We start from the raw sequence: 13,173 nt of genomic DNA, 5'->3' as shown, positions 1-13,173 counted from the left end.
GCCCCGTAGCGTGTTCGCATGAGCATGAGCGGTGCGCGGGGTGGCAGGGAACGGCTGGTCGTGATCGGCGGCGACGCCGCGGGGATGTCCGCGGCGTCGCAGGCGCGCCGGCTGCGCGGTCCCGGCGAGCTGGAGATCGTGGCCTTCGAGCGCGGCCACTTCAGCTCCTACTCGGCGTGCGGGATCCCGTACTGGGTGGGGGGTGACGTCGCCGAGCGGGACCGGCTGATCGCCCGTACGCCCGAGGAGCACCGCGCGCGGGACATCGACCTGCGGATGCGCACGGAGGTCACGGAGATCGACGTGGCGCGCGGTCGGGTACGCGCGCGTGACGTCGATTCCGGGGACGAGTCGTGGACGTCGTACGACAAACTCGTGATCGCGACCGGCGCCCGCCCGATCCGCCCGGACATGCCGGGCGCGGACGCCCCGGGCGTGCACGGCGTGCAGACGCTGGACGACGGCCAGGCACTGCTGGACTCACTGGCACACACACGCGGCCGGCGCGCGGTGGTCGTCGGCGCGGGCTACATCGGCGTGGAGATGGCCGAGGCGCTCATCAACCGCGGCTTCGAGGTGACGGTCGTCAACCGCGGCAAGGAGCCCATGTCGACCCTCGACCCGGACATGGGCCGCCTGGTGCACCGGGCCCTGGAGGGCCTGGGCATCACCATGGTCAACAACGCCGAGGTCACCAAGGTGCACACCGGCGAGGACGGCCGGGTGCGGGCGGTGGCCACGGAGGACGCCGAGTTCCCGGCGGACCTGGTGGTCCTGGGGATCGGCGTACGTCCCCAGACGGCGCTCGCCGAGGCGGCGGGCCTCCCGCTCGGCACGCACCGCGGCCTGCTCACCGACCTCGCGATGCGCGTGCGCGGCCACGAGAACATCTGGGCGGGCGGCGACTGCGTCGAGGTGCTCAACCTGGTCTCCGGCCAGGAGCAGTACGTCCCGCTCGGCACCCACGCCAACAAGCACGGCCAGGTCATCGGCACCAACGCCGGCGGCGGTTACGCCACCTTCCCGGGCGTCGTCGGCACGGCGGTCAGCAAGGTCTGCGACCTGGAGATCGCCCGCACCGGCCTGCGCGAGAAGGACGCCCACCGCGTCGGCCTCCGGTACGAGACCGTCACCATCGAGTCGACAACCCGGGCCGGCTACTACCCCGGTGCCTCCCCGATGACGGTCAAGATGCTCGCCGAGCGCCGCACGGGCCGCCTGCTCGGCGTACAGATCGTCGGCAGGGAGGGCGCGGCCAAGCGGGTCGACATCGCCGCGGTGGCGCTGACCGCGCAGATGACGGTGGAACAGATGACGGCCCTGGACCTGGGCTACGCCCCGCCGTTCTCACCGGTGTGGGACCCGGTCCTGGTGGCGGCGAGAAAGGCAACGGCAAAGGTACGGCCGAGGTGACCGCAAGGCTTCTCAAGCCGTCCCGCTGATCCGCGGCAGGGAAGTGACACCCGCACCCGACGTCACAGCCGCAGGCTGCTCGGCCGCCGGCCTGGCATGAGAAGCCGACGGCCGGGTCGACCGCAGCCGATGGCTCACCGCCTCGTCCAACGTCACCGGCCGCTGCATCTGCGCGGCCAGCCGTCCCGCCTCCTGACCGAGCCGCGCCACGTCCTCCCAGGGAAGCCGTACCACCAAAGACAGCTCGGCCTCCCCATCGGGCAGAGCATGCATCGCCGAAACCTGCGGAGCGTTCATCGCCTGTCCTCACGTCGGTTGAGAACAGATACGCACGCCTGCCCGGCCGCGTTCACCGATTCGCGTGCCGCGTCGGGGGCTGGTCCGCTCAGCGGGCGCTGTGCGTGTGGACGTACTCCACGAGCCGGGTCAGCGCGTCCGGGTCGGTGTTCGGCAGCACGCCGTGGCCGAGGTTGAAGACGTGGCCCTCGAGACCGGCGGCCGCGTCCAGCACCTCGCGGGCCCGGGCCTCGACGGTGTCCTTGTCGGTGAACAGGACGGTCGGGTCGAGGTTGCCCTGCAGCGCCTTGCCGGGCCCGACGCGGCGCACCGCTTCGTCCAGCGGGACGCGATAGTCGACGCCGACGACGTCCGCGCCTGCCTCGCCCATGAGCTTCAGCAGCTCACCGGTGCCGACACCGAAGTGGATGCGCGGGACGCCGTAGCCGGCGACGGCGTCGAAGACCTTCGCGGAGGCCGGCATGACCGAGCGCCGGTAGTCGGCCGGGGCGAGGGCGCCGACCCAGGAGTCGAACAGCTGGACCGCGCTCACGCCGGCCTCGATCTGCACCTTCAGGAAGGCGGCCGTGATGTCGGCGAGGCGGTCCAGCAGGTCGGCCCACAGCTCGGGGTCGCCGTACATCATCGCCTTGGCGTTCTCGAACGTGCGAGAGGGACCGCCCTCGACGAGGTAGCTCGCAAGGGTGAAAGGCGCGCCCGCGAAACCGATCAGCGGGGTGGCGCCCAGCTCCTTGGTGAGCAGGCCGATCGCCTCGGTGACGTAGGAGACGTCCTCGGGCGTGAGGTCGCGCAGCCGGGCCAGGTCGGCGCGGGTGCGGATGGGCTCCTCGACGACCGGGCCGATGCCGGGCTTGATGTCGAGGTCGAGACCGATGGCCTTGAGCGGGACGACGATGTCGCTGTAGTAGATCGCCGCGTCCACGTCGTGCCGGCGCACCGGCTGCAGCGTGATCTCGGTGACCAGCTCGGGCCGCGTGCAGGACTCGAGCATGGGGATGCCCTCGCGCACCTTGAGGTACTCCGGCAGGGAGCGGCCGGCCTGGCGCATGAACCACACGGGGGTGTGCGGCACGGGCTCGCGCCTGCACGCCTTGAGGAAGGCGCTGTCGTACGTCGCTGTCGGCTGCTGGCCCGTGGGGGTGTCGTTGGCGGTCACGGGGCAAGTCTCGCACGGCGCCGGTGCGCGCTTTCAGCGCAGGCCGGGGTCGGCCCGTCCGGCGTTCGAGGACGAGGCCGCAGGCCGGAGCGGGCCCGGGGGCGGCAGCCCCCGGACGGCACCGCAACACCGGCGCGGGGTGTCTAGTCCAGCACCGGCCGCCGGTTCCCCTTACTCTTCCGCCATGGCTGCGGCTCAAGGACGAACGTCGGACAGTAGTGACGGAGTGGACGACGCGAAGGACACCGGGGAGGCGGACCGGCGCTCGGGCAGTACGGCTCCGCCGGCGTTCCAGGCCGCGGTGGAAGCCCTGCGCAGCGCGCGCCTGCGGCCGCAGGTCGAGGTGGAGCCGACGCCCGCCCCGCAGCGGCTCGCCCCGTTCGCGTACGCGCTGGAGGCCGTGGTGGTCGACGGCGAGCAGGACCTGGCCGACGGGCGGCTGGTGCTGCTGCACGACCCGGCCGGGCACGAGGCCTGGCGTGGCACGTTCCGGCTGGTGACCCTGGTGCGCGCGGAGCTGGAGCCGGAGATGGCGGCCGATCCGCTGCTGCCCGAGGTGTGCTGGTCGTGGCTGACCGGCGCGCTGCAGGCGCGCGGGCTCGCGTACGGCGAGCCGAGCGGCACCGTCACGCGCGCGGGCTCGCACTACTTCGGCGGGCTGTCCGAGCGGCCGCCCGCCTCGCAGATCGAGATCCGCGCCTCCTGGACGCCCCGCGAGGGCCTCGGTGGGGTGCCGGACACCGCCGGTCACCTGACCTCCTGGTGCGACCTGCTGGCCCAGGTCGGCGGGCTGCCCCCGGCCGGCCCGGGCGACGCCTCGGTGGTGACCCTGCCGCAGCGCAGGGGTCCGCAGTCCCGGTGACGTCAGGACCGATCCCGCCGGCTTAACCCCCGCGGACGCCCAATTGACCATCTCTTTGTCGATACGGCCACTTTGTGTACTCGAATCGCACCGGCCCGGACCGATTCGATCTTCGGATGATCGATCGCGTGTCCGAATTGCACGGATTGTTACTCACTAGATCGTGATCATTCTCTAAAGGCGGGCACCTTTGCTGCCGAAGACGACTGTGACCTTGAAAGCACGGTTCGTCCCGGCTTCTTCCCCAAAGCCGGCCCCGTCCCCCACCCCAGGAGGCCTGGTGTCCGTTCTCCTCGAGCAGCCCGCAAGCCTGGTCGCCTACCGCCCGAACAAGCCGACCGCCATGGTGGTCGTGGCCGACCCGCGCGTCCGTTCCACCGTCACCCGCCATCTGTGGGCGCTCGGTGTGCGTGATGTCATCGAAGCCTCGTCCATCGCGGAGGCTCGTCCCCGCATCGGCAACCCCCGCGACATCTGCGTCGCCGACGTCCACCTTCCCGACGGCTCCGGCCTGACCCTGCTGTCCGAGACCCGCGCGGCGGGCTGGCCCAACGGGCTCGCGCTCTCCGCCGCCGACGACATCGGCGCCGTCCGTAACGCTTTGGCGGGCGGGGTCAAGGGTTATGTCGTCACCGGCACCCGAACGAACATCGGGCTCCCCGCCCGGCCCGGCGCCACCCCCCTCGGTGCCGGCGCCCGGATGCACCGCCGCCCCCCGGGTGCCCCGAGCCACCCGGGCGGCTACCGGGAGCTGTCCGGACGTGAGGTCGAGGTGCTGCGGCTGGTCGCCGAGGGCCAGTCGAACAAGGCGATCGGCGTCTCGATGGGCCTGTCCGCACTGACCGTGAAGAGCCACCTCGCCCGCATCGCGCGCAAGCTCGGCACGGGCGACCGGGCCGGCATGGTCGCCGTGGCCCTGCGCACCGGAATCATCCACTGACCCTTCCCTCTCCCTCCGCCGGGCCGCTCGACGGCAGCACCGGTTCAGCCATGTGAACCGGACGTTTCACCGGCCTGACTGGTTTACGACCCTCCGGCGCCCGTCGACGGAACGTTCCGGCGACGGGCGCTGTCCACACACGGATACCCTTGACATGTGACCGACGCCCAAAACACCGCAGCAGACGCTTCCCTGCGCACCACCGGAGGCACCCCTCCGGACGACGCAGGATCGTCTGAGACGGGGGCGCCGACTCCACTGCTCGAACCCCGCGAGGGCATTCCGCCCGTGATCGCCGACGAGGCCGCCCTCGCCGAGACGATCGCCGCGTTCGCCGCCGGTTCCGGCCCCGTCGCCGTAGACGCCGAGCGCGCCTCCGGCTACCGCTACGGGCAGCGCGCCTACCTGGTGCAGCTGCGCCGCGAGGGGGCCGGCAGCGCGCTGATCGACCCCGTCGCCTGCCCCGACCTGTCCGGCCTCGGCGAGGCGCTGTCCGGCGTCGAATGGGTGCTGCACGCCGCCACCCAGGATCTGCCCTGCCTGCGCGAAATAGGCATGGTGCCGACCGTGCTGTTCGACACCGAACTGGCGGGCCGGCTCGCCGGGTTCCCCCGGGTCGGCCTCGGCGCCATGGTCGAGAGCGTCCTCGGCTTCGTCCTGGAGAAGGGCCACTCCGCCGTCGACTGGTCCACCCGGCCGCTGCCAGAGCCCTGGCTGCGCTATGCGGCGCTGGACGTGGAACTCCTCGTCGACCTGCGCGACGCGCTGGAGAAGGAGCTGGACCGGCAGGGCAAGCTGGAGTGGGCGCGCCAGGAGTTCGACGCGATCGCGTCCGCGCCGCCGGCCGAGCCGCGCAAGGATCCCTGGCGCCGTACGTCCGGCATGCACAAGGTGCGGCGGCGCCGCCAGCTGGCCGTCGTACGCGAGCTGTGGCAGACGCGGGACCGGATCGCCCAGCGACGGGATGTGTCACCGGGCAAGGTGCTCTCGGACGCGGCCATCGTGGAGGCCGCGCTCTCTTTGCCGGCCAATGTGCACGCGCTGGCCGCTTTGAACGGCTTCGGGCATCGGGTCGGGCGACGGCAGCTGGAGCAGTGGCAGGCCGCGGTGGACCGTGCGAGGGCTCTGCCCGAGTCGCAGTTGCCGCAGCCGGGGCAGCCGGTTGCCGGGCCGCCGCCGCCACGGGCCTGGGCCGACAAGGACCCTGCTGCCGCGGCTCGGTTGTCTGCGGCTCGAGCGGGGGTGTCGGCGTTGGCCGAGCAGCTCAACATGCCTCAGGAGAACCTGGTCTCGCCGGATACGGTGCGGCGGATCTGCTGGGAGCCGCCGTCTGCCGACGTCAAGGCCGTGGAGATCGCGCTTGCGGGGTACGGGGCGCGGGCCTGGCAGGTGGAGCAGGTGACGCCGGTGTTGGTCTCGGCGCTGTCAGGGCAGGGTGCCTAGCCGCCGTGGCGCCTTCTCGCGTACGGCGGCTGGGGGTCGTTCAAAGGCACATCACCTGGTCGCTCCTCGCATGAAGCCGTTGTAGATGAATCTCTGCAGAGCCAGGAAGACGATCAAGGTCGGCAGGATCACCAGGACCGCGCCCGCCGAGATGATCTCCCAGTGGGCGCCGTACGGGCCGCGGAAGCGGAACAGGGACGTCGAGATCACGCCAAGATCCTGGGACGGCATGTAGAGGAAGGCGATGTAGGACCCTCGAGGGTGCGGTGCTCGGCGAGGCGAGCATGGAGCTGACGGCCGGCCCGCGTGCGGTCGCACACCTCGCCGTGCCGCGCGAACTGCTGCCGGCCGGGCCGAAGGAGTTCCTCGTCGCGGACGCGGACGGGCTGCGGGCGCTGCACTTCCCGGCTCCGGACCGTGAAATCCCTTATCCGAGCCCGGAGTTCTACGTCGAGGTCGCTCCGGGGGCGGTGACGGTGACGGCCCGTACGCTGCTGCGTGACCTGCTGCTCCAGGCCGACCGGCCGGACCCGGCGGCGTGCGCCGATCGCGGCCTGGTCACCCTGCTGCCCGGCGAACGGGTCACGATCGGGGTGCGCGGCCGGCAGACTCCCGACCCGGCCGCCGCCCGCGCTGCCCTCTCCTGCATGGAGCCCGCCGGATGACCTCGACGCCCACCCCCGCGTCACCATCAAGGACGTCGCCGCGCGCGCGGGCGTGTCCAAGGGGGCCGTGTCGCCGGCCTTCAACCACAAGCCGGGTCTGACGGCGGCCACCCGGGACCGGATCTTCGCGGCGGCCCGGGAGCTGGGCTGGGCGCCCAGCCCGACCGCCCGCTCGCTGGCGGGGGCGCGCGTCGACGTAGTGGGCCTGTCGATCTGCCGGCCGGCCCAGATGCTGGGCCCCGAACCCTTCTGCATGGAGTTTCATCTCGGGGGTGGAGAGCGTCCTGACGGAGCGTTCCTGCTCGCTGCTGCTCCGGCTCGTACGCAATCCGCAGGAGGAGGCCGGGCTGCTGGACTCCTGGTGGCACGGACGGCAGATCGGCGGGGCGATCCTGGTCGACTTCCGGGCGGACGACCCCCGCGTGGCCGTGGCCGAGCGGCTGGGCATGCCGGTGGTGGCGGTCGGACACCCGTCGCTGACCGGCGGGCTCACCTCCGTCTGGACCGACGACGCGACCGCCGTGACCGAGGCCGTGCGCTACCTCGCCGCGCTCGGGCACCGGCGGATCGCCCGGGTCGGCGGTGCGGCGGCCCTCGGGCACACCGCGATGCGTACGGCCGCCTTCGACGAGGCGGCACGGCTCCTGGAGCCGGCCGGAGCCTGGCAGGTCACCACCGACTACTCCGGCGAGGCGGGCGCCCGGGCCACCCGGTCCCTGCTGACCGCCGCACCGCCGGACCGGCCGACCGCGATCGTCTACGACAACGACATCATGACGGTCGCGGGGTTGTCGGTGGCTGCGGAGATGGGCCTGCGCGTCCCGGACGACGTCTCCCTGCTCGCCCGGGACGACTCCCAGCTGTGCCGCCTGACCCACCCCACGCTCTCCGCGATGAGCCATGACGTGCACGGATTCGGTGCGGACGCGGCCCGGACGCTGTTCGGGGTGATCACGGGGGAAGGGCCGGGGTCGCATCCGGTGGCCACGCCGGTGCTGATGCCGCGGGGCTCCACGGCGCCGCCGAGGGGGTAGCCACCGCCGGACCCACAGCGCCGGGCGCCTCTCAGACGCAGCCCCGCCGGTGTGACCTTCGCCGCTCCCCCCACCAGGACTGTGCAGCCACGTTACTCATAAGTAGCATGGGTCCTGAGCGCGCGCTCAGCGCTTGCGCATCGCAGCAGTGCCATCCCGCACCTGGAGGAGAGCCATCGTGCCTCGTACCGTCAGGGACGTCGTCTTCGTCGACGGCGTCCGCACCCCGTTCGGCAAGGCGGGCCCGAAGGGCATCTACCACGAGACCCGCGCCGACGACCTCGTCGTGAAGGCGATCCGGGAGCTGCTGCGCCGCAACCCCGGTCTGGACCCGAAGAAGATCGACGAGGTCGCCATCGCCGCGACCACGCAGATCGGCGACCAGGGCCTGACCCTCGGCCGCACCGCCGGCATCCTCGCCGGTCTCCCCCAGTCCGTCCCGGGCTACTCGATCGACCGCATGTGCGCCGGCGCCCTGACCGCCGTGACGGCCACCGCCGGTTCGATCGCCTTCGGTGCCTACGACGCCGTCATCGCCGGTGGCGTGGAGCACATGGGCCGCCACCCGATGGGCGAGGGCGTGGACCCGAACCCGCGCTTCGTGAGCGAGAAGCTGGTCGACGAGTCCGCCCTGTTCATGGGCATGACGGCGGAGAACCTGCACGACCGCTACCCGCACATCACCAAGCTGCGCGCCGACGAGTACGCGGTGCGCTCGCAGGAGAAGGCCGCCAAGGCGTACGCCAACGGCAAGATCCAGCAGGACCTGGTGCCGATCTCGGTGCGCCGCACCAACCCCGAGGCCGGCGAGACGGGCTGGGGCCTGGTCACCGCCGACGAGCCGATGCGCCCGGGCACGACCCTGGAGAACCTCTCCGGCCTGAAGACGCCGTTCCGCGTCCACGGCCGGGTCACCGCCGGTAACGCGGCCGGTCTGAACGACGGCGCCACCGCGTCGATCATCGCGAGCGAGGACTTCGCCCGCGAGAACAACCTGCCGGTCAAGATGCGCCTGGTCTCCTACGCCTTCGCGGGCGTCGAGCCGGAGGTCATGGGCTACGGCCCGATCCCGGCGACGGAGAAGGCCCTCGCCAAGGCGGGTCTCGGCATCTCCGACATCGGTCTCTTCGAGATCAACGAGGCCTTCGCCGTCCAGGTGCTGGCCTTCCTCGACCACTACGGCATCGCGGACGACGACGAGCGCGTCAACCAGTACGGCGGCGCGATCGCCTTCGGTCACCCGCTGGCCTCCTCCGGCGTCCGGCTGATGACGCAGCTGGCCCGCCAGTTCGAGGAGCAGCCGAACGTCCGCTACGGCCTGACCACCATGTGCGTCGGCTTCGGCATGGGCGCGACGGTCATCTGGGAGAACCCGCACTTCGACGGAGGCAACAAGTGAGCACCACCGAACTCCTGAAGGGCGCGGCCGAGCTGTTCCCCGACGAGGTCGTGACGTCCGCACACGTACGCCACCTCGACCTGCCGTTCGGCGCCGGGCGCTTCGCGCTCATCACGCTGGACAACGGCCTGGACCACACCAAGCCGACCACCTTCGGCCCGGCCTCGCTGGCGAACCTCAACGCCGCGATCGACCAGGTCGAGAAGGAGGCGGCCGACGGCACGATCGTCGGCGCCGGTGTCACCGGCAAGCCGTTCATCTTCGCGGTCGGCGCCGACCTCAAGGGCGTCGAGCTGCTGAAGAAGCACGAGGACGCGCTGGCCATCGGCAAGGGCGGCCACGAGGTCTTCAAGCGCCTCGCAGCCCTCGCGGTCCCGACCTTCGCCTACTACAACGGCGCGGCGATGGGCGGCGGCGTCGAGGTCGGCCTGCACTGCACCTACCGCACGGTGTCGAAGGCCATCCCGGCGTTCTCCCTCCCCGAGGTCTTCCTGGGCCTGGTCCCGGGCTGGGGCGGCTGCACGCTGCTGCCGAACCTGATCGGCGCCGACAAGGCCGTCTCGGTGATCATCGAGAACAGCCTCAACCAGAACAAGCAGCTCAAGGGCCGGCAGGTCTTCGACCTGGGCATCGCCGACGCCCTCTTCGAGGGTGCCGACTTCCTGGAGCAGTCGCTGATCTGGACCGCGAACGTCCTCAAGGGCGACATCGAGGTCGAGCGTCCGGTGATCGACCGCGGCGAGGCCTGGGACCAGGCCGTCGCCAAGGGCCGCTTCGTCGCGGACTCCAAGGTGCACGGCGCGGCCCCGGCCGCCTACCGCGCCCTGGACATCATCGCCGCCGCCAAGAACGGCGACCTCCAGCAGGGCTACGACGCCGAGGACGTCGCCCTCGCCGACCTGATCATGGGCGGCGAACTGCGCTCCGGCATCTACGCGTTCAACCTGGTGCAGAAGCGCGGCAAGCGTCCCGCGGGCGCCCCGGACAAGAACCTGGCCCGCCCGGTCACCAAGGTCGGCGTCGTCGGCGCCGGTCTGATGGCCAGCCAGCTCGCGCTGCTCTTCCTGCGCCGCCTGGAGGTGCCGGTCGTGCTGACCGACATCGACCAGGAGCGCGTCGACAAGGGTGTGGGCTACGTCCACGCCGAGATCGAGAAGCTGCTGGGCAAGGGCCGGATCAACCAGGACAAGGCCAACCGCCTCAAGGCGCTGGTGACCGGTGTGCTGGACAAGGCCGAGGGCTTCTCCGACGCGGACTTCATCATCGAGGCCGTCTTCGAGGAGATCGGCGTCAAGCAGCAGGTGTTCGCGGAGGTCGAGGCGGTCGCCCCGGCGCACGCGATCCTCGCCACCAACACCTCCTCACTGTCGGTGACGGAGATGGCGTCGAAGCTCCAGCACCCCGAGCGGGTCGTGGGCTTCCACTTCTTCAACCCGGTCGCGATCCTCCCGCTGCTGGAGATCGTCCGTGGTGAGAAGACGGACGACGCCTCGCTGGCCACCGCCTTCGCGGTCGCCAAGAAGCTGAAGAAGACCGCGGTCCTCACCAAGGACGCCCCGGCGTTCGTCGTGAACCGCATCCTGACCCGCTTCATGGGCGAGATCCAGAACGTCATCGACGAGGGCACCCCGGTCGAGGCCGCCGAGAAGGCCATCGAGCCCCTGGGCCTGCCGATGTCCCCGCTGGTCCTGCTGGAGCTGGTCGGCCCGGCGATCGGCCTGCACGTCTCGGAGACCCTCAACCGGGCCTTCCCGGACCGCTTCACGGTCTCGGAGAACCTCGCGGCCGTCGTCAAGGCGGGCAAGCGCGGCTTCTACGTCTACGACAGCGGCAAGCCGGAGCTGGACCCGGAGGTCGCCGCGCTGCTGAAGCAGGGCGATGTCGTCCTGACCGAGGAGCAGGTGCGGGCGCGGGTGCTGGACGCGGTGGCGCAGGAGATCGGGCTCATGCTCGACGAGGGCGTCGTCGCCGAGGCCCAGGACATCGACCTCTGCCTCATCACGGGCGCCGGCTGGCCCTTCCACCTGGGCGGCATCACGCCGTACCTGGACCGCGAGGGCGTCTCCGAGCGGGTGAACGGCAAGAAGTTCCTGGCTCCGGGCGTGGCGAGCGTTCCCGCATAACACCCGGTGTGACGTGAAGGAGGGCCCCCGCCTCGGCGGGGGCCCTCCTGCGTGGTCAGACCGACCGCCACGCCTCCAGCGCCAGCCCCGGCTCGTCCTTCCGTCCGCTCAGCAGGAGTTGGCCGGTCGACGGGGACAACGTTGCCGCCACCAGCCGGTCGTCCTCGTCCACGGCCAGGGACACCAGTGCGTCGACCGGCAGCTGCGGGCCGGACTCCGTCCACCACGCGCCCGCCGACTCCAGCTCGGTGGGATACGCGGCGAAGGCCACCCGGCCGCCGGCCGAACGCTGGGCCAGCAGGGTGCAGTCATGGCCGCCGAGGTCGCAGCGGACCGCCGTGACCGGGCCGGGGCCCGCCGAGGGCAGCAGGGTGGCCGGCTTGCTGCCGGGGCGCCAGGCGCGCAGGTCGCCCGCGTCGTCGGTGTAGAAGACGGTCGTGCTGTCGGGAGAGGTGGCCAGGGCGTGCAGGGTGCCGGGGCGGACCCCCGTCTCCAGGGCCTCCTGGAGGACCGGCTGGGCACCGGGCTCCTCCTGGCGCCAGTACAGGACGGCCCCCGGAGCGGTCGCGTACAGGTCGATGCGGCCGGACTCCCCCGTCACCGCCGCGAGGCCGTCCTGGACCTCCCGGCCCTTCAGGTCGCGCCAGGGCTCCCAGCCGCCCTTCTCCTTCTGGGCCAGCAGGCTCACCCCGCCGTCGGTATTGCGTACGAAGACGTGGGCGCGGCCCCGGGCGTCCACGGCAACGGCGGGCTGCCCGGTACGGTCGCCCTTCTTGTCCGGGTGGCCGATCGGGTTCCAGTCCAGTGCCGCCAGGCGCGGGCGGAAATGGGTGGAGTGCACCAGGCCCGACTCGCCCTTCGTCGTGGGCCGCCAGGAGACCAGGTGGGCGTAGCCGTCGGCGCCCTGGCCGACGGCGAGTACGGGGTGGAGTTTCTGGTCGCCGCCCACCGTGCGGGGGTCGGTCCAGGGGCCGCCCGGCCCGCGCTCCGCCCGGCACAGGACGGTGGCGCCCGACAGCTGGTAGACACTGAGCCGGCCGTCGCGGCCGCGCATGAGCCAGTCGCCGTTCACCGGTTCACTCTAAGCCGCCCGCCAGGGGCACCGGATCCCGCCCCCTCGCGGGCGCCGTGGCACCCTTGCCCCATGAACGACCCTCTCGGCCCCCTACTGGTGATCGTCGACGGCGCGAACGTCGTCGGGTCGCGACCCGACGGCTGGTGGCGGGACCGCAGGGGCGCCGCCGAGCGGCTGCGGGACCGGCTGGCCGCCGAGGGGCTGCCGGGTCAGGACGCTGCCGTGGAGATCGTGCTGGTGGTCGAGGGGGCTGCCCGTGGCGTGGAGTCCGTGCCGGGGGTACGGGTGGAGTCGGCGCCCGGCAGCGGGGACGACCGGATCGTGGAGCTGGCCGCGGAGCACCCCGGCCGGCCCCGGCTGGTGGTCACGGCCGACCGTGAGCTGCGGCGCCGGGTGACCGAGCTGGGCGCGGAGGTGGCCGGACCGCGCGCCGTCCTCGGCTGAGCGTGCAGGGGCGCCCTATGCGGCCAATGCCGTGATCAGGATGAGGAAGCCGGCCACTCCGATGGCGCCGAGGGTCGTTCCGGCCACGGCGGTCCACATGCGGCCGATGCCCTGGCGGGCGTAGTGCATGCCCGCGAGCCCGAAGGTGACGGCCAGCGGTCCCGCGATGAACGACCACGGCAACACGGCCAGCATGAGCGAGGGCCACGCTCCGACGGCCGCGAGGGCCCCCAGGACGAGCGACGTGGGTCCCAGGGCAACGGCGGGTGAGTCGTTACGGCCGGGCGCGATCGGTGCGGACATGCCATCCCCCTGAATTGAA

11 protein-coding genes and 3 pseudogenes are annotated in these 13,173 nt (G+C 72.0%); 9 read left to right on the top strand and 5 right to left on the bottom strand.

The window, feature by feature from the left end:
* The first annotated feature begins 18 nt into the window (after nucleotides 1-18).
* Nucleotides 19-1,413 (top strand): FAD-dependent oxidoreductase, encoded by a 1,395-nt coding sequence (locus AQI88_RS13595; protein WP_066997328.1) that lies wholly within the window; start codon nucleotides 19-21, stop codon nucleotides 1,411-1,413.
* A gap of 12 nt (nucleotides 1,414-1,425) precedes the next feature.
* Here the strand turns inward: AQI88_RS13595 and AQI88_RS47640 are convergent, their stop codons facing one another.
* A complete protein-coding gene (locus tag AQI88_RS47640; protein ID WP_066998083.1) occupies nucleotides 1,426-1,686 on the bottom strand; it encodes a hypothetical protein in 261 nt (86 codons plus the stop codon).
* 112 nt (nucleotides 1,687-1,798) lie between these two features.
* Nucleotides 1,799-2,866, bottom strand: a complete 1,068-nt coding sequence (hemE, locus tag AQI88_RS13585; RefSeq protein ID WP_066997325.1) for a uroporphyrinogen decarboxylase — start codon at nucleotides 2,864-2,866, stop codon at nucleotides 1,799-1,801.
* A gap of 184 nt (nucleotides 2,867-3,050) precedes the next feature.
* On the opposite strand from hemE, the gene AQI88_RS13580 reads away from it, so the two are divergent.
* From AQI88_RS13580 to AQI88_RS13570, 3 genes are all read left to right on the top strand, one after another.
* Entirely contained in the window at nucleotides 3,051-3,728 is a 678-nt protein-coding gene (locus AQI88_RS13580) for a DUF3000 domain-containing protein (RefSeq protein ID WP_066997322.1), read from the top strand.
* Nucleotides 3,729-4,008: 280 nt separating this feature from the next.
* Nucleotides 4,009-4,668, top strand: coding sequence for a response regulator transcription factor (locus AQI88_RS13575; RefSeq protein ID WP_066997320.1), 660 nt, complete (start codon nucleotides 4,009-4,011; stop codon nucleotides 4,666-4,668).
* Between the two features lie 156 nt (nucleotides 4,669-4,824).
* Nucleotides 4,825-6,111, top strand: a complete 1,287-nt coding sequence (locus AQI88_RS13570; protein WP_079057550.1) for a ribonuclease D — start codon at nucleotides 4,825-4,827, stop codon at nucleotides 6,109-6,111.
* Nucleotides 6,112-6,162: 51 nt separating this feature from the next.
* On the opposite strand, the pseudogene AQI88_RS42985 reads toward AQI88_RS13570, so the two are convergent.
* Nucleotides 6,163-6,360 (bottom strand): annotated as a pseudogene (locus tag AQI88_RS42985) (carbohydrate ABC transporter permease); the annotation flags it as partial.
* Between AQI88_RS42985 and AQI88_RS13565 the strand changes: the two are divergent.
* The 4 genes and pseudogenes from AQI88_RS13565 to AQI88_RS13550 form a co-directional block, all read left to right on the top strand.
* Nucleotides 6,354-6,776 (top strand): annotated as a pseudogene (locus AQI88_RS13565) (glycoside hydrolase family 2 protein); the annotation flags it as partial. The pseudogenes AQI88_RS42985 and AQI88_RS13565 overlap by 7 nt on opposite strands.
* Nucleotides 6,773-7,810, top strand: a pseudogene (locus AQI88_RS13560) (LacI family DNA-binding transcriptional regulator). The pseudogenes AQI88_RS13565 and AQI88_RS13560, both read left to right, overlap by 4 nt.
* 178 nt (nucleotides 7,811-7,988) lie before the next feature.
* Nucleotides 7,989-9,209: a thiolase family protein gene (locus tag AQI88_RS13555; protein WP_066997313.1), complete on the top strand. Its 1,221-nt coding sequence runs from the start codon at nucleotides 7,989-7,991 to the stop codon at nucleotides 9,207-9,209.
* Nucleotides 9,206-11,332, top strand: coding sequence for a 3-hydroxyacyl-CoA dehydrogenase NAD-binding domain-containing protein (locus AQI88_RS13550; RefSeq protein ID WP_066997310.1), 2,127 nt, complete (start codon nucleotides 9,206-9,208; stop codon nucleotides 11,330-11,332). The genes AQI88_RS13555 and AQI88_RS13550 overlap by 4 nt, the downstream gene beginning before the upstream one ends.
* A 55-nt stretch (nucleotides 11,333-11,387) precedes the next feature.
* Here AQI88_RS13550 and AQI88_RS13545 read toward each other — a convergent pair whose 3' ends face one another.
* Nucleotides 11,388-12,404 carry a DUF8189 domain-containing protein gene (locus AQI88_RS13545; RefSeq protein WP_066997306.1) on the bottom strand — a complete coding sequence of 339 codons (1,017 nt, stop codon included), beginning with the start codon at nucleotides 12,402-12,404 and terminating at the stop codon, nucleotides 11,388-11,390.
* A gap of 72 nt (nucleotides 12,405-12,476) precedes the next feature.
* Here AQI88_RS13545 and AQI88_RS13540 point away from each other — a divergent pair, with 72 nt between their 5' ends.
* Nucleotides 12,477-12,851, top strand: a complete 375-nt coding sequence (locus tag AQI88_RS13540; protein WP_066997303.1) for a PIN domain-containing protein — start codon at nucleotides 12,477-12,479, stop codon at nucleotides 12,849-12,851.
* A 15-nt stretch (nucleotides 12,852-12,866) separates the two neighbouring features.
* On the opposite strand, the gene AQI88_RS13535 is transcribed toward AQI88_RS13540, so the two are convergent.
* Nucleotides 12,867-13,154, bottom strand: a complete 288-nt coding sequence (locus AQI88_RS13535; protein WP_066997300.1) for a hypothetical protein — start codon at nucleotides 13,152-13,154, stop codon at nucleotides 12,867-12,869.
* Between the last annotated feature and the right edge of the window lie 19 nt (nucleotides 13,155-13,173).

Source organism: Streptomyces cellostaticus (assembly GCF_001513965.1).
Taxonomy (GTDB): Bacteria; Actinomycetota; Actinomycetes; order Streptomycetales; family Streptomycetaceae; genus Streptomyces; species Streptomyces cellostaticus.
This window is presented reverse-complemented; position numbering and strand designations above follow the sequence as displayed.